Origin of the sequence: Enterobacter sp. Crenshaw (genome assembly GCF_024734705.1) — a bacterium.
GTDB lineage: Bacteria > Pseudomonadota > Gammaproteobacteria > Enterobacterales > Enterobacteriaceae > Enterobacter > Enterobacter asburiae_B.
The window spans coordinates 803502-825278 of the sequence record NZ_CP102932.1 but is presented as its reverse complement, the minus strand read 5'-3'; the positions used below and the strand labels follow the sequence as shown (position 1 = coordinate 825278).

Here is a 21777-nt window from a genome sequence, read left to right as displayed (position 1 = left end):
CTTCCTAACACTCTCTTACAACCGAGAGAAATCATTGAAAAGTGCAAGCCCCATTAACAGCACCAGCAAAATCGAGCCAATGCGATAACTAAAGTCTTGAACTCGCTCGGATACCGGTCCGCCTTTTAGCTTTTCAATCGCCAAAAACAGCAGATGACCCCCGTCTAAAACGGGAAGCGGGAACAGGTTGATTATCCCAAGGTTCACGCTAATGAGCGCGAGGAACATGAGATAGTAAATCACCCCGAATTCCGCTGACATCCCAGCCCCCTGAGCAATCGAAATTGGCCCACTGAGGTTGTTCAGTTTCACATCACCGGTTATCAATTTCCCCAACATGTTGACCGTCAGCTTCATCAGTTGCCATGTTTTATCCGTGGCTTCAAGGATGGCGCTGAACGGCCCATACTGGCGTATTGTCTTGTACTCATCTGGCAGCGGGATCACTTTTGGCACAACGCCTGCAAACCCTTCTGCCTTTTTGCCGACCGACTTCGTATCCGGGATCAGCGTCAGCGAAAGCGGACTGCCCTGCCTTTCAACTTCCAGCGCGAGAGACGTTCCCGGATTATCGCGCACCAGAGTAACAAAGGTCATCCACTCTGTTAATGGTTGACCATCGACTTTAACGATCCTGTCGCCCGCTTGCAAACCCGCTTTGCTCGCCGCCGAATTTGCCTGTACTTCGGCTAATACCGGCTCAATCTGCGCGCCGCGTGGACGAATGCCCAGCGCAGCGACGGGATCCTCTTTGTCTGGCTCGAAACGCCAGTGACGTAAATCGAGTACTTTGTCCTGACGCGTATCTGAACCAAACGGCGATACGCTGATGGTGGTCTGCGGATCGCCGATTTTGGCTACCAGCTGCAGTCGCACGGCATCCCAATCAGGGGTTTCGATGCCATCAATCGCTTTAAGTTCCATCCCGGATGTAATTTGCGCACTCGCCGCGATGGAATTGGGGGCAATTTCACCCACCACCGGACGTACGCCAGGGACGCCGATGATAAACACCAGCCAGTAAGCGAAAATCGCAAAGATGAAGTTGGCTACCGGTCCGGCAGCAATGATGGCGGCGCGTTGTCCAACGGTTTTATTGTTGAATGCGCTGTGTCGCAGCTCAGGAGCGACAGGCTCGACGCGTTCGTCGAGCATTTTGACGTAGCCGCCCAGCGGGATAAGGGCGATGACAAATTCCGTGCCGTGGCGGTCGGTGCGCGTCCAGAGTGATTTACCAAAACCGATGGAAAATCGCTCTACGCGCACGCCACAGCGGCGAGCAACCCAGAAATGGCCAAATTCATGCACGGTAATCAGTACACCCAGTGCAACAATGAACGCCGCCAGATTCCAGAGAATGCTCAGCATAAAACCTTCCGTTAAATCGTCCCGAATACCAGTAAAAGCAAACACGCAAACACTGGAACAGCCGCTGTCAGGCTATCAATGCGATCCAGTATACCGCCATGCCCTGGAATCAGGTGTCCGCTGTCCTTAATCCCTGCTTCACGCTTAAACATACTTTCGGTTAAATCACCGAGCACGGAGGCAAGCGCAGCAAAAATCGAGCACACCAGCAGTATTGACGGTGCCACTTCAAGATTCGCCCAGACGCCGTAGCCCCAGGAGATGATCGCTGCCGTAAACAGGCCGCCGATGAATCCTTGCCAGGTTTTGCCCGGAGAAACCTTCGGTGCCAGCTTATGTTTGCCAAACAGTTTACCAAACATATAGGCCCCGGAGTCAGCCCCCCAGACCAGAATCATCACATAAAGCAGCCAGATCGCACCGCTGTAGTGGTTTTCGTCGTAGTGCCAGGCTCGCAGCGCAACCATACCCCAGAAAAAAGGAATAATTGTGAGCAAGCCAAAAATCAGTCGCAGCACTTTTGAATTACGCCACAATGCCGCGGAACCCGGATAAAAAAGAACCAGCAACAGCGCGGCAACCCACCAGGCCAGCGATATCCACAAGGAACCGGCAACCAGGGGCTGATGAATATCATGGTGATATTCAGGTAACGTAAACAGCATTATGGCCAGGATAAAGCCACAAAGTACCGCAAGCCATACTCGCTGAGTGCGCGAGGTAAAGCCGCTAAACTGTCCCCATTCCCACGCGGCGAGCATGCACACCACCAGCGTGACAATAGCGAATCCCACCGGGGGCAGTAAAAACAGCGCCGCAATGACAATGGGTATTAATACAAAAGCGGAAATCAGGCGATACTTCAGCAAAAGCTACCCCCATCAGGCTTTGTCGCCACCAGGCTCGGTGCCGCCGAAACGACGCTCTCGATTGGCAAAGGCATGCAGCGCACCTTCAAAGTCTTGTTCATCAAAATCGGGCCAAAGAACATCCGTAAAGTAAAGTTCGGCATAGGCAATTTGCCATATCAAAAAGTTACTTATGCGATGTTCCCCCCCTGTCCTAATTACCAAATCCACAGGTGCCTGTTCATTCATGCAGATTTGCTTGCTCAGCGCCTCTTCATCAATTTGGTCGGGTCTCAACAGCCCTTCCTGAACCTGTTCGGCCAGATGCCGAACGCCCTGGATAATATCCCAGCGTCCGCCGTAATTCGCCGCAATATTCAGCGTCAAACCGGTATTATTTTCCGTCAGCGCTTCAGCTTTGCGGATCCGTTCCTGCAAACGTGAGTTAAAACGACTGGTATCGCCAATGATACGCAGGCGGACGTTGTGGCGGTGCAGGCTTTTTACTTCGCTGTCTAGCGCCCACACAAACAATTCCATCAACGCAGTCACTTCCTGCAGAGGTCGATTCCAGTTTTCACTGCTAAAAGCATAGAGCGTTAACGCATCAATGCCGTTGTTGGCGGCAAAAGAAACGGCGCGACGAACGGATTTCGCCCCCGCTTTATGCCCAAAGGCTCGTATCTTCCCTTGTCTTTTCGCCCAGCGGCCATTGCCATCCATAATGATTGCTACATGACGGCAGCCATGAGCTGGCAAATTTTCGCTTATTGGTTGATTCGCAGACAACATAACGCGTTTTTTGTCCCTGAAAAGGATTTAACGGTACTCAGGAATACTGAAGCCTATACATAAAAAAGCCGTGTCAAACCACGGCTCACCTGACCACATTAAGTCAAATACCTGCGATCAGGTGGCGCAGACTATATCACTGAAGCCCAACGCTAACAAATAGCACGACGACTAGTGCTTGCTTTATCACCAGCTTGCGAGACGTGTCACCTGTTGGCGCGCAATATTACGCGCAGCTGCATCCACCGCCAGCACCTCTTCCACGCTTTGTGGTTCGCGCAAATCCATCATCTCCAGTACCGATAAATTTAACGACGCGATATCGGTAAAACGAATTTGCTGATTCAGAAATGCCTCAACGGTAATTTCATTAGCTGCATTAAGTGCCGTCGTCGCCGCCTGCCCCTGGTCAAAGGCATTCATCGCAAGCTTCAGACAAGGATAGCGGTCGTAGTCTGGTTCACTGAACGTCAGGGAACTTAGCTTGCAGAAATCAAGCGGCTTCGCGCCGGATTTCACTCGATTTGGCCACGCCATTGAATGGGCAATCGGCGTACGCATGTCCGGCTCGCCCAGCTGTGCCAGCACGCTGCCATCCTGATAACGCACCATCGAGTGAATCACCGATTGCGGGTGAATCAGTACTTCCATCTGTTTCGCTGACGCATTAAACAGCCAGCGCGCTTCAATGTATTCCAGACCTTTGTTCATCATGGTGGCAGAATCAACGGAGATTTTACGCCCCATCGACCAGTTCGGATGACGGCACGCCTGATCCGGTGTCATCGCACGCAGTTCAGACAGTGGCGTTTCACGGAATGGGCCACCAGACCCGGTAAGTAGAATAGACACTACGCCACTCTGCTCCAGGTCAGCGTACCCCAGGTTCTGTTGAAAAGGTTGCGGTAAACTCTGAAAAATCGCGTTGTGTTCGCTGTCGACCGGCAGAAGACGCGCGCCGCGCTGCTTCACCGCATCCATAAACAGGCGTCCGCAGGTGACCAGCGACTCTTTATTGGCCAGCAAAACATCCTTACCGGCATCAATCGCAGCAAGCGTGGGCAGCAGCCCTGCCGCGCCGACAATGGCCGCCATGACCTGATCTACCTCATCCAGCGCCGCCATCTCGCAGGCCGCCTGCTGGCCGCTCAGCACCTCGGTTCGACTGCCCTTTTCACGCAGCTGTGCTTTCAGCAGACGCGCGCTCTCTTCGTCATCCATCACCGCATAGCGGGGCGCAAACTCCAGGCACTGTTCGACCATTCGCTGCACATTCTTACCGGCCACCAGCGCTGTCACGGTGTAAAGTTCAGGATTATGGCGAACGACGTCGAGAGTGCTGCAACCGATAGAGCCGGTTGAGCCGAGGAGTGTTAAATGCTTCATGAGATGCCCGAAAAAAGTTAGACCAGATAAAAGCAAAACGCCGCCAGCAAGACCCGAAGTCCTTCTGAACGGCGTTTATCAGTGTACGACAGAAATCAGAACTGCATCAGTTCCGCTTCTTTTTCTGCCAGCGCCGCATCAATTTTCTTGATGGCCGCGTCGGTCATTTTCTGAATGTCGTCCTGAGAACGACGATCGTCATCTTCGCTGATCTCTTTTTCTTTCAGCAGTGCTTTCACTTTATCGTTCGCGTCACGACGGACGTTACGCACGGATACACGACCCTGCTCAGCTTCGCCACGAACCACTTTGATAAGATCTTTACGACGTTCTTCCGTCAGCGGAGGCAGTGGAACTCGGATATCTGCGCCCGCAGAGCTTGGGTTCAGTCCGAGGTCAGAGGCCATAATCGCTTTCTCAACGGCCGGGCTCATAGAGCGGTCGAAGACGTTGATTTTCAGCGTACGGGTATCTTCAACCGTCACGCTCGCCAGCTGGCGCAGAGGGGTTGGCGTACCGTAATATTCTACGATGATGCCATCCAGCAGGCTTGGGGAAGCACGGCCAGTACGGATTTTGCTGATTTGGTTTTTGAACGCTTCTACGCATTTGTCCATGCGTACTTCAGCATCTTTTCTGATGTCGTTAATCACGTTACGAATCCTTGAAAACTTGTCTCAGGCAGACTATCCGCCAGCACAGCGCTACAGGTGTGCTAAGTATAGTCGCGTTTAATTCATGACAACGCCAAAGGCGCGCCCGGGTAAAGATACCACTACAAAATAAAGCGGAATCTTACCTGTATTTATCGTCAACGGAAATTATTCCGTGATCAAAGTGCCTTCTTTTTCGCCCATGACCACGCGACGCAGTGCGCCAGGCTTGTTCATGTTGAAGACACGGATCGGCAGTTTGTGGTCGCGAGCCAGCGTGAAGGCGGCAAGATCCATCACTTTCAGCTCTTTATCCAGCACTTCGCTGTAGCTCAGCTGATCGTACATGGTGGCAGAAGGATCTTTTGCCGGGTCGGCAGTAAACACGCCGTCTACTTTGGTCGCTTTCAGTACCACATCGGCTTCGATCTCGATACCGCGCAGGCAGGCAGCGGAATCGGTCGTAAAGAACGGGTTACCCGTACCGGCGGAGAGGATCACCACGCGGTTATTGCGCAGCAGGCTGATGGCTTCTGCCCAGCTGTAATTATCGCAAACGCCATTCAGCGGAATCGCGGACATCAGGCGGGCATTCACATAGGCGCGGTGCAGGGCATCACGCATCGCCAGGCCATTCATGACGGTTGCCAGCATACCCATGTGGTCGCCCACAACGCGGTTCATCCCCGCTTTCGCCAGACCAGCACCACGGAAAAGGTTGCCACCGCCAATGACCACGCCAACCTGGATACCCAGTTCGACCAGTTCTTTGATTTCCTGTGCCATGCGATCAAGGATGCTTGCGTCAATACCGAAGCCTTCTGATCCCTGCAGCGCTTCGCCACTCAGCTTAAGCAGAATGCGTTTGTACACGGGTTTTGCATTGGTAGCCATGTTTCTTTCCTGAGACTGTCAACGATTAAGATGGGGGTTAATTCTGGCGACATGATATGCCGCAAATCAGCACAGCGATACTGGAGCCTGTCTGATTTCCTGTGACGGGTGACAAAAAGAAGCCGCCCTCAGGCGGCTCCTTTTCAATCATTAAGACTGCTTGGACATTGCAGCAACTTCTGCTGCGAAGTCAGTCTCAACTTTCTCGATGCCTTCGCCCACTTCGAAGCGGATGAAGCCAGTTACGTCAGCGTTGTGCTCTTTCAGCAGCTGAGCAACAGACTTGCTTGGGTCCATTACGAATGGCTGGCCAGTCAGAGAAACTTCGCCGGTGAATTTCTTCATGCGGCCTTCAACCATTTTCTCTGCGATTTCTTTTGGCTTACCAGACTGCATCGCGATGTCCAGCTGAACCTGGTACTCTTTCTCTACCACTTCAGCAGACACGTCTTCTGGCTTAACGAATTCTGGTTTGCTTGCAGCGATGTGCATAGCCAGCTGTTTAACCAGCTCTTCGTCAGCGCCTTTAGCCGCAACCAGAACACCGATACGTGCACCGTGCTGGTAAGAGCCCAGAACGTCGCCTTCCAGAGAAGATACGCGACGGATGTTGATGTTCTCACCGATTTTAGCAACCAGCGCAACACGTTCTTCTTCGAACTGTGCTTTCAGAACTTCAACGTCAGTGATTTTACCAGCAACAGCTGCGTCCAGAACTTTGTTAGCAAATGCCTGGAAACCGCCATCTTTAGCAACGAAGTCAGTCTGGCAGTTAACTTCCAGAATGATGCCGTAGTTGCCGTCGATCTTAGTGATGATCACGCCGTCAGCAGCAACGTTGCCTGCTTTTTTAGCTGCTTTGATCGCACCGGATTTACGCATGTTTTCGATTGCCAGCTCGATGTCGCCGTTCGCTTCAGTCAGCGCTTTTTTGCAATCCATCATGCCTGCGCCAGTACGCTCGCGCAGCTCTTTTACCAGGGATGCGGTAATTTCAGCCATTCTTAAATCCTCGGGAGATGTGAACTGCCCGGCCGGGGGCCAAACAGTGTAAATTGAAAAAAGGGGCCGGTAATGGGCCCCTATTCATACACGGTACTAATAAGGGGTAAAACCTTATTATTCAGCTTCTACGAAGCTTTCTTCCGCCTGAGAAGCCAGATCCTGGGAACGGCCTTCACGAACGGTAGCAGCTACAGCGCTCAGGTACAGGCTAACAGCACGGATTGCGTCGTCGTTACCCGGGATAACGAAGTCAACACCGTCCGGATCGGAGTTGGTATCAACGATAGCGAATACCGGGATACCCAGGTTGTTAGCTTCTTTGATTGCGATGTGCTCGTGGTCTGCATCGATTACGAACAGCGCGTCTGGCAGGCCGCCCATATCTTTGATACCGCCCAGGCTGTTTTCCAGCTTGTCCAGTTCACGAGTGCGCATCAGCGCTTCTTTCTTAGTCAGCTTGTCGAAAGTACCGTCCTGAGACTGGGTTTCCAGATCTTTCAGGCGTTTGATGGACTGACGAACAGTTTTCCAGTTGGTCAGCATGCCGCCCAACCAGCGATGGTTCACGAAGAACTGGTCGCAGCTGTTAGCAGCATCTTTCACAGCTTCGCTTGCAGCGCGCTTAGTACCAACGAACAGAATCTTACCTTTACGGGAAGAGATCTTGTTCAGCTCAGCCAGGGCTTCGTTGAACATTGGTACAGTTTTCTCAAGGTTGATGATGTGAACTTTGTTACGCGCGCCGAAGATGAAAGGCTTCATTTTCGGGTTCCAGTAACGGGTCTGGTGACCGAAGTGAACACCAGCCTTGAGCATGTCGCGCATGGAAACAGTTGCCATGTTTAAAACCTCTATATTGAAAGTTGGGGTTATGCCTCCACGTATCCCATATTACCGACCCCGAAGGGCACCCCGGAATATGTGCCGATACGTGTGTGTTGTTACACAAAGTGAGATTTGTCGCTTCCGTCCAGCCTGTGTATCTGAGATGGATCGGAAGTCCGGCGCGCTTTATACCACAAAACACGACCAGAAACCAACAGTTGTTGGCGGAGTGTGCTGTTAATGATTCTCAATTTGGCACGGAGCGTGCCTGACTGATACCATTGACGACACTTAGACTAGTATTGTCGAAAAAATCGACACCGATGGACAGATTACATGGCTATCTCTATTAAGACACCTGAAGAAATTGAAAAGATGCGCATCGCCGGTCGTCTGGCCGCGGAAGTGCTGGAAATGATCGAGCCGTTCGTGAAGCCGGGCGTCAGCACCGGTGAACTGGACCGTATCTGTAACGACTATATCGTGAACGAGCAGCACGCGGTTTCCGCCTGCCTCGGCTACCACGGTTTCCCGAAATCCGTCTGCATCTCTATTAATGAAGTGGTGTGTCACGGCATTCCGGATGACGAAAAACTGCTGAAAGATGGCGACATCGTCAACATCGACGTGACCGTCATTAAAGACGAGTACCACGGGGACACCTCAAAAATGTTCATCGTTGGCAAGCCGACCATCCTGGGCGAGCGCCTGTGCAAAGTCACCCAGGACAGCCTCTATCTGGCGCTGAAAATGGTTAAACCGGGTATTCGCCTGCGTACCCTCGGTGCGGCAATCCAGAAGTTTGTGGAAGCAGAAGGTTTCTCCGTGGTGCGCGAGTACTGCGGTCACGGCATTGGTCGCGTCTTCCATGAAGAACCGCAGGTCCTGCACTATGATGCAGATGACGGCGGCGTGGTGCTGCAAAAAGGCATGACCTTTACCATTGAGCCGATGGTCAACGCGGGTGATTACCGCATCCGCACCATGAAAGACGGCTGGACGGTGAAAACCAAAGACAGAAGCTTGTCTGCGCAGTACGAGCATACTATTGTGGTAACAGACAACGGCTGCGAAATTATGACGTTGCGCAAGGATGACACCATCCCGGCGATACTGACGCACGATGAATGATAAAAAAGCCGGCAAATGCCGGCTTTTTTAATGGCTATAGCTTTTTCTTATGGGTGGCGCACGATGAGCAATCTTTTACCCGAACAGTATGCTAACACAGCACTTCCCACCCTCCCCGACCAGCCCGATAACCCGGGCGTCTGGCCGTCGCACGAGCTGACCTGCGCGCATATTAAAGCCCATATGGATGTTTTCCATCGCTGGCTGGGCAGCGCGTTCGACGCAGGCGTGTCGGCCGAGCAGCTCATTGAAGCGCGCACCGAATTTATCGACCAGCTGCTGCAGCGCCTGTGGATCGATTACGGGTTTGGGCAAATCAGTGATGTTGCGCTGGTTGCCGTCGGGGGCTATGGCCGCGGTGAGCTGCATCCGCTTTCCGATATCGATCTGCTGATCTTAAGCCGCAAAAAGCTGCCGGACGAACAGGCGCAAAAAATTGGCGAACTGCTGACGCTGCTCTGGGACGTAAAGCTGGAAGTCGGCCACAGCGTGCGTACCCTGGAAGAGTGTCTGCTGGAAGGGTTATCGGACCTGACCGTCGCCACCAACCTGATTGAAACCCGCCTGCTGATTGGTGACGTCGCCCTGTTCCTGGAGCTGCAAAAACACATCTTCAGCGACGGCTTCTGGCCGTCAGAAAAGTTCTTCGCCGCGAAGGTCGAGGAGCAAAACCAGCGCCACCAGCGCTACCACGGCACCAGCTATAATCTTGAACCCGATATTAAAAGCAGCCCCGGCGGCCTGCGCGACATCCACACCCTGCAGTGGGTCGCCCGCCGCCATTTTGGTGCCACCTCGATGGACGAGATGGTCGGCTTCGGCTTTTTAACCGAGGCCGAGCGTAACGAGCTGAACGAGTGCCTGCACCTGCTGTGGCGCATCCGGTTTGCCCTGCATCTGGAAGTCACCCGCTACGATAACCGCCTGCTGTTTGACCGTCAGCTCAGCGTGGCTCAGCGCCTGAATTATCAGGGCGAAGGCAACGAGCCGGTTGAGCACATGATGAAGGATTTCTTCCGCGTCACCCGCCGGGTGAGCGAGCTGAACCAGATGCTGTTGCAGCTGTTCGACGAGGCCATTCTGGCCCTGACGGCGGACGAAAAACCGCGCCCGATTGATGACGAATTCCAGCTGCGCGGCACGCTTATCGACCTGCGCGACGAAACGCTGTTCATCCGCGAGCCGGAAGCGATTCTGCGGATGTTCTATACCATGGTGCGCAACAGCACCATCACCGGAATCTACTCCACCACTCTGCGCCATCTGCGCCACGCGCGCCGTCATCTGACGCAGCCGCTGTGCTATATCCCGGAAGCGCGTTCGCTGTTCCTGAGCATGCTCCGCCACCCGGGCGCCGTCAGCCGCGGCCTGCTGCCGATGCACCGCCACAGCGTGCTGTGGGCCTATATGCCGCAGTGGTCGCACATTGTCGGGCAAATGCAGTTCGATCTGTTCCACGCCTACACGGTGGATGAACACACGATCCGCGTGATGCTAAAGCTGGAAAGCTTTGCGAGAGAAGAGACGCGCTCCCGCCACCCGCTCTGCGTCGAACTGTGGCCGCGCCTGACCCATCCGGAACTGATCCTGATTGCCGCCCTGTTCCACGATATCGCCAAAGGTCGCGGCGGTGACCATTCGGTGCTGGGCGCGCAGGACGTGCTGAAATTTGCCGAACTGCACGGCCTGAACTCGCGTGAAACGCAGCTGGTGGCCTGGCTGGTGCGCCATCACCTGCTGATGTCGGTCACCGCGCAGCGTCGTGACATTCAGGATCCGGAAGTGATCAAGCAGTTCGCGGAAGAGGTTCAGACGGAAAATCGTCTGCGCTATCTGGTCTGCCTGACGGTGGCCGATATCTGCGCCACCAACGAGACCCTGTGGAACAGCTGGAAGCAGAGCCTGCTGCGCGAGCTGTACTTCGCCACCGAAAAACAGCTGCGTCGCGGGATGCAAAACACCCCGGACATGCGCGAGCGCGTGCGCCATCACCAGCTGCAGGCGCTGGCGCTGCTGCGGATGGATAATATTGATGAAGAGGCACTGCATCAGATTTGGGCCCGCTGCCGCGCCAACTATTTTGTCCGCCATAGCCCAAACCAGCTTGCGTGGCACGCGCGGCATCTGCTGAAGCACGACCTGTCCCAGCCGATGATCCTGCTGAGCCCGCAGGCTACCCGCGGCGGGACGGAGATTTTCATCTGGAGCCCGGACCGACCTTATCTGTTTGCTGCGGTCTGCGCCGAACTGGACAGGCGTAACCTGAGCGTTCACGACGCGCAGATTTTCACCACCCGCGACGGCATGGCGATGGACACCTTTATCGTGCTTGAGCCGGACGGCAGCCCGCTCTCGTCAGACAGGCATGAAGGGATACGTTTTGGTCTGGAACAGGCGATTACCCAGCGCAGCTGGCAGCCCCCGCAGCCGCGTCGCCAGCCGGCGAAATTGCGCCACTTTACCGTCGATACCGAGGTCAATTTCCTGCCGACCCACACCGACCGTAAATCGTTCCTGGAGCTGATCGCGCTCGACCAGCCAGGGCTGCTTGCCCGCGTCGGCCAGGTTTTTGCCGATCTGGGAATTTCGCTCCACGGCGCCCGAATTACAACGATTGGCGAGCGAGTAGAAGATTTATTTATAATCGCAACAGCGGACCGGCGTGCCCTTAATAATGACCTGCAGCTTGAAGTGCAACAACGGTTGACAGCAGCCCTCAATCCAAACGATAAAGGGTGATATGTTTTTTAGTGAAATGGAAAGAGTAAACAATGCAGCAGTTACAGAACGTTATTGAGTCCGCTTTTGAGCGTCGCGCCGAGATTACCCCGGCAAATGTGGATACCGTGACCCGTGAAGCGGTAAACCAGGTGATTTCCCTTCTGGATTCCGGCGCGCTGCGCGTGGCAGAAAAAATCGACGGTCAGTGGGTCACTCATCAATGGCTGAAGAAAGCCGTGCTGCTCTCTTTCCGTATCAACGATAACCAGGTTATCGACGGAGCAGAAAGCCGCTACTTCGATAAAGTGCCAATGAAATTCGCTGACTACGACGAAGCGCGTTTCCAGAAAGAAGGCTTCCGCGTGGTACCGCCTGCGGCGGTTCGTCAGGGCGCGTTTATCGCACGCAACACCGTGCTGATGCCATCCTACGTGAACATCGGTGCCTACGTTGACGAAGGCACCATGGTTGATACCTGGGCGACCGTCGGTTCCTGCGCGCAAATCGGTAAAAACGTTCACCTTTCCGGCGGCGTGGGCATCGGTGGTGTTCTGGAGCCACTGCAGGCTAACCCGACCATCATCGAAGACAACTGCTTCATCGGCGCGCGCTCTGAAGTGGTTGAAGGCGTGATCGTTGAAGAAGGTTCCGTGATCTCCATGGGCGTTTACATCGGTCAGAGCACCCGTATTTACGACCGTGAAACCGGTGAAGTTCACTACGGTCGCGTTCCGGCAGGCTCCGTGGTGGTTTCCGGCAACCTGCCGTCAAAAGATGGCAAATACAGCCTGTACTGTGCGGTTATCGTGAAGAAAGTGGATGCGAAAACGCGCGGTAAAGTGGGCATCAACGAATTGCTGCGCACCATCGATTAATCGGGTATAACAAAAAGCGGGGGCAACCCCGCTTTTTTTATATCGGAGGGTGGCGAAAATAGATTTTTTCGTTAATTATTCAAAGGTTATGTTGAGATCAAGGGTACCGCTATGTACGATAATCTGAAAAGTCTGGGCATTACCAATCCTGATGAAATTGATCGTTACAGCCTCCGTCAGGAAGCCAATAACGATATTCTGAAAATCTATTTTCACAAGGACAAAGGAGAGTTTTTCGCCAAAAGCGTGAAGTTTAAATATCCACGCCAGCGTAAGACCGTTGTGGCTGACGGTGTAGGACAGGGCTACAAAGAAGTACAGGAAATCAGCCCTAACCTGCGCTATGTGATCGATGAACTCGATCAGATCTGCCAGCGCGACCGCACCGAAGTCGATCTCAAGCGTAAGATCCTTGACGATCTGCGTCACCTTGAAAGCGTTGTGACGAATAAGATCAGCGAGATTGAAGCGGATCTTGAGAAATTAACGCGGAAATAAAAGCAAAACGGCAATCCTTGATTGCCGTTTTTAGTGTTTGCGCCCTCTCCCCGTGGGAGAGGGATGGGGTGAGGGCACCAGACCGCATACAGCATCATCTCTGTTCGTCCAGCTGCAGCGCCACATACAGCAGCAGCCTGTCGTCAAAATTTCCCAGATCTAGCCCCGTCAGCTCCGAAATCCGGTTTAACCGATACTCAAGCGTATTGCGGTGAATAAACAGCGCCTTCGAGGTCGCCAGCGGCTGCACGTTATGCCGGAACCACGCCTGCAGCGTCCGGCGCAGCAGGCCGTTGTTGTCCATGGCTTTCAGACGCGCCAATGGCCGCGCCAGCTCATTGGCCTGCCAGCCCCCGCGCAGGCTGTCGAGCAGCACCGGCAGCATCAGATCCTGATAGAAATAGCTGCGGCTCTCCGGCATCCGCTGCTTGCCCACCATCATGGTGGTGCGCGCGGTACGCCAGGAGCGGGCGATACTGCCCGGCCCGGTAAAGTAGTTGCCCAGCGCAACGCGAAAACGCAGCTGGCCGTTCTCCTCCATCCGGGAGATCAGCTGCTCCACGCGACGACGATGATCGTCGGCATCCCAGCGGCCGAACGCATTGAGCGCCGGTTTGAGGACCACCATTTCCGTCAGAGAAACGATCGCCACCAGGTTATCGCGCTCCGGCGTCGCCAGCGCATTTTGCAGCTGCTGCAGTTCGGCCATCGCGCTGTCCACGCCAAGCTGGCCGCTATCGACCTCAATGACCGCCACCACGCGCGGCTGATTTAAATCGATCCCCAGACGCTGCGCCCATTCGCTGAGCGCAGGCGTATGCTCTTCCGCCTGAATAAGGTTCATTACCAGCTCTTCACGCAGGCGGCTGTCCTGAGCGAGCAGGTGCATCAGGCGCGACTGCTCCAGCATCATCTCTGCCGTCATACAGACCAGCTCACCGTATTTTCGCAGTGACTCGGGCTCGCCGGTGAGGCCGATTACCCCCACAATTTCGCCTTCAAGACGCAGCGGTAAATTGATGCCCTGACGTACGCCGTGCAGGTGTTTCGCTACCGCATCGTCGATATCCACGACCCGCCCCTGAGAAAGCACCAGCAGCGCACCTTCGTGCAATTCCCCAATACGCTCGCGATCGCCGCTGCCAATAATGCGCCCGCGGGCATCCATTACGTTGATATTGGTATCAATAATGCGCATGGTGCGCGCCACGATATCCTGCGCCATTTTGGTATCAAGATGCCAGCCAGCCATGTAACCCTCCCGTGAGCAGAGCTCAAGCATAGGGAAGTTCAGCGACGGCTGCATTGTGCGAATGCACAAAGAGAGAGGGAGAAGTATGGAGTTGTGGCAAGAATCACAAAAACGAGAAAGCCCCTGCGAACAGGGGCTTCAGAGGATTACTGCATCAGCAGATAAAGAGAGGTATCACCACGCTGGATATTCAGCGCCAGCACGGAAGGCTTGCTGTCGAGAATTTTGCGCAGTTCAGCGATGTTTTTCACCGGCTGCTGGTTAGCACCCATGATCACATCGCCTTTTTTCAGGCCGATACGGGCTGCCGGTGAATTCGCTTTCACGTTGTTCACCACCACGCCTTTGTCTGCGCCTTTATTGCTCATCTCGGCACCTTCAATACCGCTGAAGATGGTGCTGGAATCCACCTGATTCTGGCTGCTCTGCTGCAGCTCCAGGCTCACGTTAACCGGCTTACCGTCGCGCAGCAGGCCGAGGGTCACTTTACTGCCAATCGGCATCGAGCCCACTTCGGCACGCAGGGCGGCAAAGCTGCTGATCGGTTTACCGTTCAGGGAGGTGATTACATCCCCCGCTTTAATGCCCGCTTTCGCCGCAGAAGAATTTGGCATCACCTGGCTGACGAATGCCCCGCGCTGAGCGTCAACTTTCATCGCCTTAGCCAGTTCGGAGTTCAGCTCCGTACCGAGGATACCCAGCTCGCCGCGTTTCACCTGGCCATACTGCACCATCTGCGCGGTCAGGTTTTTCACCATGTTACTTGGGATAGCAAAACCGATCCCGATGTTGCCGCCGTCCGGTGCCAGGATAGCGGTGTTGATACCGATCAGCTCACCGTTCAGGTTCACCAGCGCACCGCCGGAGTTACCGCGGTTGATCGCCGCATCCGTCTGGATGAAGTTTTCGTAGTTCTCAGCGTTGAGGCCGCTACGGCCCAGCGCTGAGACGATACCGGATGTCACGGTTTCACCCAGACCGAACGGGTTACCGATCGCCACGGTATAGTCGCCCACGCGCAGCGCATCGGAGTCGGCAATTTTAATCGCCGTCAGGTTTTTCGGATCCTGAATCTGGATCAGCGCAATGTCGGAGCGCGGGTCTTTACCCACTACTTTGGCGTCGAACTTACGGCCATCGCTCAGCTGAACCTTAATGCTGTTCGCGTTATCGACAACGTGGTTGTTAGTGACGACGTAGCCTTTCGCCGCATCAATAATTACCCCCGAGCCAAGCGCCATGAATTTCTGCTGCTGGCCGCCGCCCTGGCTGTCATCCCCGGCACCGCCGCCCTGACAGAACGGAGAGCTCTGGAATGGCGAACCGTCCTGGCAGAACGGCGAGTTGTCGCCGAAGAACTGCTGGAAGTTACGCGGCATACGCGGCGTATTGACGGTCGTGCTGCCCTCAACGTTAATACTCACCACCGATGGCATCACTTTTTCGAGCATCGGTGCCAGGCTTGGCATCTGCTGCGCGGTTGCTGCCGACGACGCGGTCTCGGCTGCAGTAGCAGTCAGAGGAGACAGCGCTAAACCTAAACTCAGAGCCAGTGCACTCATTGCTAATGTGGTTTTTTTCATATTTCTCAATCTCGATTTACAGGTAACGCAAAATTGCTGTGTAACTCAGATTCATTTTATACCGCTTAGTTCCGGCGATAAGTTTATGGAAAAGGTAAAAATTTATTGGCCGTCTTTACAAAACTCCGGAATTATTCCACCGCCATGAGCTTGCGGTATTCATCCCAGGCATACAAATCCGTCATGCCGCTGATATAGTCCTGGATAAGACGGCAGCGATAATAATATTCCATCACCGGCCATTGGGGAGAGTTGCGTTCCAGCTTGCCAATCGCTTCGACATACGCCAGACGATGCCGGGTAGAAAGTTTCTGATAAAGCCGCGATTCGATGGGTATTCTGCGCACGCGCTCGTGTTCCACCAGTTCGCTGAATTCATCGACCGACAGCTGAAGCAACGGGGAATAAATTTCCAGTAACCCACTGATTACCCGATAGCCCTGCAGCTCTAGCTGCTCGACATCCGGATGGCTGAATACATGCCGCATCGCCACATGTTTATAAAGCTCAAGGAGTTGACTGAAACTACTGTCATCTTCCAGCAGCGCGTGGTTGAATTCCCCGCTGAAAATGAGCGGCAAATTATCAATAAAACGCGACGCCGCATACGGCACCAGTTTATTTAATGTATTGACCCGCAAATACATAAAGAACTGGTCTTCCGTACTGCGGCTTAATGTATTTGAGCGCGATTTTTCCCAGGCATTTTCGACAACCTGCGCAAACAGCGAACTTTTTTCATGGGTACCCCAGGACGCATAAAGATGTTGATAAAGCTCCTCGACGCTGAAGATTCTTTTCTCCACGGCATCTTCCAGATCGGCCACGCAATAGGAAATATCATCGGCGGCTTCCATAATCCACGTCAATGGAAAGCGGCCGTTTGGCGTCAATGAAAGTTCTTTACGTAACCGTTCAATATAGGCCTCTTCGGAAAGGTAATAGCCCGGTTTTTTCATTAAATAGCTGTGGGACGCGGGCGTATCCCCCATCCACCACGCGGGGCGCGTATATTTCAGAATGCAGCCGACCTGTGCCCAGGTCAGGTTCATGCGCATCAGGGAATGGACCAGCCGGATCCCCTGCGCGTTGCCCTCGAAGTGACACAAATCCTGGCGCACTTTACGGCGCAGATCGTTCAGCCCCTCTTCACCTTCACGCAGGCGTAAATCGCGTACGATGCAGCGGTCATCGCTGAGGGGCTGGCTTACCGCATCCGAAGGATAAAGCCGCTGCTTAAACCAGTCATTGATCGCCGCCTCACCAAAGTGGCCGAAAGGCGGGTTGCCGATGTCATGCATCAGGCAGGCCATCTCAACGATGCTCTCGAAGGGCCCCGTCAGCTCGTCCAGACCATAGGCTTCCAGTAAACGCTGCTCTTTGAGACGGCTCAAAATCTCTTTGGCAATGTAGCGCCCGACCTGCTGCACTTCCATCGAGTGGGTTAAGCGCGTGCGCACCGCGGCGTTACGCTCCAGCGGGAACACCTGAGTTTTTTGCTGCAGACGGCGGATGGCAGGCGAGTTAACGATCCGCCCGCGATCGCTCTCGAATATACGCAGGATCTCATGTTCGCTCTTGTCGCCCTGCGGCGAACGGAAACGTCGGTGCCAGTTTATTTTGGTGCGAAAATCGATTGGTGACATGTGCTCCCCCGCGTGAGAATGCGTTTCCCCTTAACCGCATGATAGACTATGCATCTTAACAAGGCACATCGCGAGTAAATCTATGAAAATCGGCATTATTGGTGCAATGGAAGAAGAAGTTACGCTGCTGCGTGACAAAATTGAGAACCGTCAGACCCTCTCTCTGGGAGGTTGTGAGATCTATACCGGCCAGCTGAACGGTGTTGACGTGGCTCTGCTGAAATCAGGCATCGGTAAAGTGGCTGCTGCGCTGGGTGCAACCCTGCTGCTTGAGCGCTGCAAGCCGGACGTGATCGTGAATACCGGCTCTGCGGGCGGCCTGGCGCCGACGCTGAAAGTGGGCGATATCGTTGTTTCCGACGAAGCGCGTTACCACGATGCCGACGTCACCGCGTTCGGTTACGAGTACGGCCAGCTCCCGGGCTGCCCTGCTGGTTTTAAAGCTGACGACAAACTGATTGCGGCGGCAGAGACCTGCATCGCAGAACTCAACCTCAACGCGGTGCGCGGTCTGATTGTCAGCGGTGATGCCTTCATCAACGGCTCCGTTGGGCTGGCGAAAATCCGTCATAACTTCCCTCAGGCGGTTGCCGTTGAGATGGAAGCGACCGCGATCGCTCACGTTTGCCATAACTTCAGCGTACCGTTCGTGGTGGTTCGCGCCATCTCTGACGTGGCAGACCAGCAGTCCCACATCAGCTTCGACGAGTTCCTGACCGTTGCGGCAAAACAGTCCACCGTGATGGTGGAGCGCCTGGTGCAGAATCTGGCACGTGGCTAAACATACTGTCAGGGCGCTGGCCGCCCTGCTTCTTCTCGCACCGCTGTGGCTCTATGCGTTACCGCGCGTGATTACCCTCTCTCCCGCAAATACGGAACTGGCGTTTGCCGCCGGGATCACGCCCGTTGGCGTGAGTAGCTTTTCGGATTACCCACCGCAAGCCGCGGGTATTGAACAGGTGGCAACCTGGCAGGGGATGAACCTTGAGCGCATCGTGGCGCTTAAACCGGATCTCGTGCTGGCCTGGCGCGGCGGCAACGCCGAGCGGCAGGTTAACCAACTCACCTCGCTTGGCATAAAGGTGATGTGGATTGATGCCGTCAGCATTGAGCAGGTCGCTCAGGCGCTACGCGCTCTGGCACCCTATAGCCCGACGCCCAAAAAAGCCGAGGCTGCGGCGAAACAGATGCTGAGCGACTATGCCGCGCTGAAATCCCGATACGATACCCCTGTTAAAAAGCGCATCTTCCTGCAGTTTGGCAGCCAGCCGCTGTTCACCACTGGTAAAGGGTCGATTCAGAACCAGGTACTGGAAGTCTGCGGCGGTGAAAACATCTTTGCTGCCAGCCGGGTACCGTGGCCGCAGGTGAGCCGCGAGCAGGTCCTGGCGCGCCAGCCGCAGGCCATCGTCGTGGTCGGAAATGCGAGCGAGATTCCTAAAATTGAACAATTCTGGCAAAAGCAGCTAAAAATTCCGGTGATCCCACTCAACAGCGACTGGTTTGAACGCGCCAGCCCGCGTATTATCCTCGCCGCAAAACAGCTCTGTGCCGCGCTGGCAGAGAGTCACTAACATAAGACCCTTTTCGAGGATTTAACGATGCTCGTTTATTGGCTGGATATTCTTGGCACAGCCGTTTTTGCTATCTCCGGCGTTCTGCTCGCCGGAAAACTACGCATGGATCCGTTTGGCGTGCTGGTGCTGGGCGTCGTGACCGCCGTCGGCGGCGGGACTATCCGCGATATGGCGCTGGCAAATGGCCCGGTGTTTTGGGTGAAAGATCCTACCGATCTGGTGGTCGCGATGGTCACCTGCCTGTTAACCATTGTGCTGGTTCGCCAGCCCCGCCGCTTGCCCAAGTGGATATTGCCGGTACTGGATGCCGTGGGTCTGGCCGTGTTTGTCGGTATTGGCGTCAACAAGGCGTTTAATGCGGGTACCGGTCCGATGGTGGCAATCTGCATGGGCGTATTAACCGGCGTGGGCGGTGGGATCATTCGCGACATTCTGGCGCGTGAAGTGCCGATGATCCTGCGTACTGAAATTTACGCAACGGCCTGCATTGTGGGCGGGATTGTTCACGCGACAGCGTACTACACCTTTGCCCTCCCGCTGGAAAATGCCGCGATGCTGGGGATGGTCGTGACGCTGGTGATACGCTTAGCGGCGATACGCTGGCACCTGAAGCTGCCGACGTTTGCGCTGGATGATAATGGCAGGTAAAAACAAAACGGTAACCGCAAGGTTACCGTTTTTAGTCTTTTCTCCCTCTCCCTGTGGGAGAGGGACAGAGTAACGGCATCAGCCCGTACTCTGTTAGATGCTGAACGAAGATCCACACCCGCAGGTGCTTGTCGCATTCGGGTTAGTGACCACAAAGCGCGAACCTTCCAGACCCTCGGTGTAATCCACCGAACCACCCACCAGATATTGCAGGCTCATCGGGTCAACCACCAGCGCGACGCCCTGTTTCTCGATAGTCATATCGCCATCGTTAACCTGATCGTCAAAGGTAAAACCATACTGGAAGCCGCTGCAGCCGCCACCGGTAATATAAACGCGCAGTTTCAGATCCGGATTGTCTTCGTCGGCAATCAGAACTTTCACTTTGTTGGCTGCTGCTTCGGTAAATTCGAGCGGTACAGCTACTACGTCATCACTCATCTTATGCTCCCATGAATACTGCTATTGGGTAAAATTCACCCAATTCTTTGTCTCATTATCTAATACCCTGGTAATTCATTCAAGTATTCTGCATGGCGGCCCGTTCAGCCTCTTGTTTCGCCAGGGTACGCGCGAGGATGGTGGAGTATAGCGGTTTTCCACCCAGGAACTGGGCTAATAGTGTCGCGCCGAGACAGGTGATGATCATTGGCAAAATGAGCTGGTAATTGTCCGTCATTTCCAGCACCAGCACGATCCCGGTCAAGGGCGCACGCAGGGACGCGGCCAGCAGCGCCCCCATTCCGGCCACCGCAAAGGTCCCGGCTTCAAGGTGATAGGCGGGAAAGCCCACTTCAGCCGCCATACCAAACGCGGTCCCGAGCAGCGTACCCAGCGCCAGCATCGGGGCAAAAATCCCCCCGGGCGCGCCGGAAGAGAAGCACAGTACCGTCGTGATAACCCGTGAGATAAACATAAACAGCAGCAGACCCACGCTGAAATTCCCCGCCGCCGCAATGGGAATCAGCCCGAACCCGCCGCCTGCGGCATTCGGCTCGATAAACCCGAGTACGCCACACATTCCGCCCAGCAGACCGCCCATCAGCACCCATTTCGTGGTGTTACCGCCGTGAATGCGCTGGAACATATCCTGAGCGCGCAGGATAAAGGTGTTAAACAGCGGTCCCACCACGCCGAAAATCATGCCGAGGATCAGGTAAAGCCACAGGGTGTTGACCGGCGCGTTGGTCAGTTTACCCACCTCAATGACCGCTCCCTCGCCATTAAAGATGCGAAACACGATGCTCGACATAATGACGCCGGTGAATACCGCTTTAATTGAGATCAGGTTGTAGCGGAACTGCGCGCGCATCTCTTCGATAATGAATAAAATGCCCGCCAGCGGCGCGTTAAACGCGGCGGAAAGTCCCGCCGCCGCGCCGGTTGCCAGCAGCGTATGGCGCGCTTCGGCGCTTCGCATCCGAAACAGATCGCCCACCATGCGGCCGACGTTCCCCCCCAGCTGTACCGTGGGTCCTTCCCGTCCAAGCACCATTTCCGCGCCCAGAGTCCCCATGCCGCCGATGAACTTAACCGGAATCACCCGCCACCAGCGCACCGGACGCAGCTCCTCAAGCGCGCCTTCAATTTCAGGGATGCCCGATCCCCCGGCTTCCGGCGCGAATTTTCGCACCAGAAAATACCCCACCATGGCAAACAGCGCGGACAGCCCGAATGCCCACACCCAGACCAGCCATTCGCTGTCGGCGAAACCGGCCACGGTGCCCACTCGCCAGTTGAGTACGGCATTAACCGCTTTTTCAAACGCTACGCCAACCAGGCCCGCGAGAGTGCCCACCACGGCAGCGGCCAGCAGGATCGCCAGCGGCGTTTTATCGCGATTGAGCAGCCGCCGAATGCTGATTCGGTGCTGGGCAAGCGTAAACTGTTGTTCTTCAAAAGACGGAGAATCTGATTTCATGTCCTGTTCTTATTTGTCACACAAAAAGCCGCGAGGATTTTACCAGAGACGGCCCCACCGTCTCCTGAAAATTACTTAACAAATCTTAAAGCATTGCCCGGCTAAAAATTTCATAACCTTCCCCGAATCACTTAGAATAGTGGGCTTAACCATT

At 54.7% G+C, this 21777-nt stretch carries 20 protein-coding genes; 7 read left to right on the top strand and 13 right to left on the bottom strand.

The annotated features are described in order from the left end of the window. Positions 1 to 15: 15 nt before the first annotated feature. From rseP to rpsB, 8 genes are all read right to left on the bottom strand, one after another. The gene (gene rseP / locus NWV12_RS03805) at positions 16 to 1368 is read right to left on the bottom strand and encodes a sigma E protease regulator RseP (RefSeq protein ID WP_023310458.1); all 1353 of its coding nucleotides are present in this window, start codon (positions 1366 to 1368) and stop codon (positions 16 to 18) included. Positions 1369 to 1379: 11 nt separating this feature from the next. Beyond that, entirely contained in the window at positions 1380 to 2237 is an 858-nt protein-coding gene (gene cdsA, locus NWV12_RS03800; RefSeq protein ID WP_023310457.1) for a phosphatidate cytidylyltransferase, read from the bottom strand. A gap of 12 nt (positions 2238 to 2249) precedes the next feature. After that, complete coding sequence (ispU, locus tag NWV12_RS03795) at positions 2250 to 3008, bottom strand: (2E,6E)-farnesyl-diphosphate-specific ditrans,polycis-undecaprenyl-diphosphate synthase (protein WP_024907522.1); 759 nt, start codon at positions 3006 to 3008, stop codon at positions 2250 to 2252. Between the two features lie 186 nt (positions 3009 to 3194). Continuing rightward, complete coding sequence (gene ispC, locus NWV12_RS03790; protein WP_048978985.1) at positions 3195 to 4394, bottom strand: 1-deoxy-D-xylulose-5-phosphate reductoisomerase; 1200 nt, start codon at positions 4392 to 4394, stop codon at positions 3195 to 3197. Between the two features lie 95 nt (positions 4395 to 4489). Then, positions 4490 to 5047: a ribosome recycling factor gene (gene frr / locus NWV12_RS03785; protein WP_003856180.1), complete on the bottom strand. Its 558-nt coding sequence runs from the start codon at positions 5045 to 5047 to the stop codon at positions 4490 to 4492. A gap of 168 nt (positions 5048 to 5215) precedes the next feature. Continuing rightward, positions 5216 to 5941, bottom strand: a complete 726-nt coding sequence (pyrH, locus tag NWV12_RS03780) for a UMP kinase (protein WP_008501910.1) — start codon at positions 5939 to 5941, stop codon at positions 5216 to 5218. A gap of 150 nt (positions 5942 to 6091) precedes the next feature. Then, the gene (gene tsf, locus NWV12_RS03775; protein ID WP_014882627.1) at positions 6092 to 6943 is read right to left on the bottom strand and encodes a translation elongation factor Ts; all 852 of its coding nucleotides are present in this window, start codon (positions 6941 to 6943) and stop codon (positions 6092 to 6094) included. Between the two features lie 117 nt (positions 6944 to 7060). Next, positions 7061 to 7786: a 30S ribosomal protein S2 gene (rpsB, locus tag NWV12_RS03770; protein ID WP_003856207.1), complete on the bottom strand. Its 726-nt coding sequence runs from the start codon at positions 7784 to 7786 to the stop codon at positions 7061 to 7063. A 321-nt stretch (positions 7787 to 8107) separates the two neighbouring features. On the opposite strand from rpsB, the gene map reads away from it, so the two are divergent. The 4 genes from map (at position 8108) to NWV12_RS03750 (ending at position 12996) form a co-directional block, all read left to right on the top strand. After that, complete coding sequence (map, locus tag NWV12_RS03765; protein WP_048978986.1) at positions 8108 to 8902, top strand: type I methionyl aminopeptidase; 795 nt, start codon at positions 8108 to 8110, stop codon at positions 8900 to 8902. Positions 8903 to 8965: 63 nt separating this feature from the next. Further along, positions 8966 to 11641: a bifunctional uridylyltransferase/uridylyl-removing protein GlnD gene (gene glnD, locus NWV12_RS03760; RefSeq protein ID WP_048978987.1), complete on the top strand. Its 2676-nt coding sequence runs from the start codon at positions 8966 to 8968 to the stop codon at positions 11639 to 11641. Between the two features lie 32 nt (positions 11642 to 11673). Further along, on the top strand, positions 11674 to 12498 hold the full coding sequence (dapD, locus tag NWV12_RS03755) for a 2,3,4,5-tetrahydropyridine-2,6-dicarboxylate N-succinyltransferase (protein WP_008501915.1): 825 nt from the start codon (positions 11674 to 11676) through the stop codon (positions 12496 to 12498). Between the two features lie 111 nt (positions 12499 to 12609). Further along, the gene (locus tag NWV12_RS03750; RefSeq protein WP_014168696.1) at positions 12610 to 12996 is read left to right on the top strand and encodes a DUF3461 family protein; all 387 of its coding nucleotides are present in this window, start codon (positions 12610 to 12612) and stop codon (positions 12994 to 12996) included. A gap of 94 nt (positions 12997 to 13090) precedes the next feature. Here the strand turns inward: NWV12_RS03750 and cdaR are convergent, their stop codons facing one another. The 3 genes from cdaR to dgt all read right to left on the bottom strand — a co-directional run bounded on the left by cdaR (position 13091) and on the right by dgt (position 17477). After that, positions 13091 to 14248: a DNA-binding transcriptional regulator CdaR gene (cdaR, locus tag NWV12_RS03745; RefSeq protein WP_023310452.1), complete on the bottom strand. Its 1158-nt coding sequence runs from the start codon at positions 14246 to 14248 to the stop codon at positions 13091 to 13093. A 146-nt stretch (positions 14249 to 14394) separates the two neighbouring features. Beyond that, the gene (gene degP / locus NWV12_RS03740; protein ID WP_024907518.1) at positions 14395 to 15831 is read right to left on the bottom strand and encodes a serine endoprotease DegP; all 1437 of its coding nucleotides are present in this window, start codon (positions 15829 to 15831) and stop codon (positions 14395 to 14397) included. A 131-nt stretch (positions 15832 to 15962) separates the two neighbouring features. Next, entirely contained in the window at positions 15963 to 17477 is a 1515-nt protein-coding gene (gene dgt, locus NWV12_RS03735; RefSeq protein WP_048978988.1) for a dGTPase, read from the bottom strand. 82 nt (positions 17478 to 17559) lie between these two features. Between dgt and mtnN the strand changes: the two genes are divergently transcribed. Genes mtnN through NWV12_RS03720 form a run of 3 tightly spaced genes read left to right on the top strand, consistent with a single transcriptional unit; the run spans position 17560 to position 19702 of the window. Continuing rightward, the gene (mtnN, locus tag NWV12_RS03730; protein WP_014882620.1) at positions 17560 to 18258 is read left to right on the top strand and encodes a 5'-methylthioadenosine/S-adenosylhomocysteine nucleosidase; all 699 of its coding nucleotides are present in this window, start codon (positions 17560 to 17562) and stop codon (positions 18256 to 18258) included. Continuing rightward, on the top strand, positions 18251 to 19051 hold the full coding sequence (gene btuF / locus NWV12_RS03725; protein ID WP_047060090.1) for a vitamin B12 ABC transporter substrate-binding protein BtuF: 801 nt from the start codon (positions 18251 to 18253) through the stop codon (positions 19049 to 19051). Before mtnN ends, btuF begins: the two co-directional genes overlap by 8 nt. 27 nt (positions 19052 to 19078) lie before the next feature. Continuing rightward, the gene (locus tag NWV12_RS03720) at positions 19079 to 19702 is read left to right on the top strand and encodes a TRIC cation channel family protein (RefSeq protein WP_023310447.1); all 624 of its coding nucleotides are present in this window, start codon (positions 19079 to 19081) and stop codon (positions 19700 to 19702) included. A gap of 93 nt (positions 19703 to 19795) precedes the next feature. Here the strand turns inward: NWV12_RS03720 and erpA are convergent, their stop codons facing one another. Together erpA and clcA are read right to left on the bottom strand one after the other, a co-directional pair. Further along, positions 19796 to 20143, bottom strand: a complete 348-nt coding sequence (gene erpA / locus NWV12_RS03715; protein WP_023310446.1) for an iron-sulfur cluster insertion protein ErpA — start codon at positions 20141 to 20143, stop codon at positions 19796 to 19798. A 79-nt stretch (positions 20144 to 20222) separates the two neighbouring features. Beyond that, positions 20223 to 21623, bottom strand: coding sequence for a H(+)/Cl(-) exchange transporter ClcA (clcA, locus tag NWV12_RS03710; RefSeq protein WP_048978989.1), 1401 nt, complete (start codon positions 21621 to 21623; stop codon positions 20223 to 20225). Positions 21624 to 21777 lie beyond the last annotated feature (154 nt).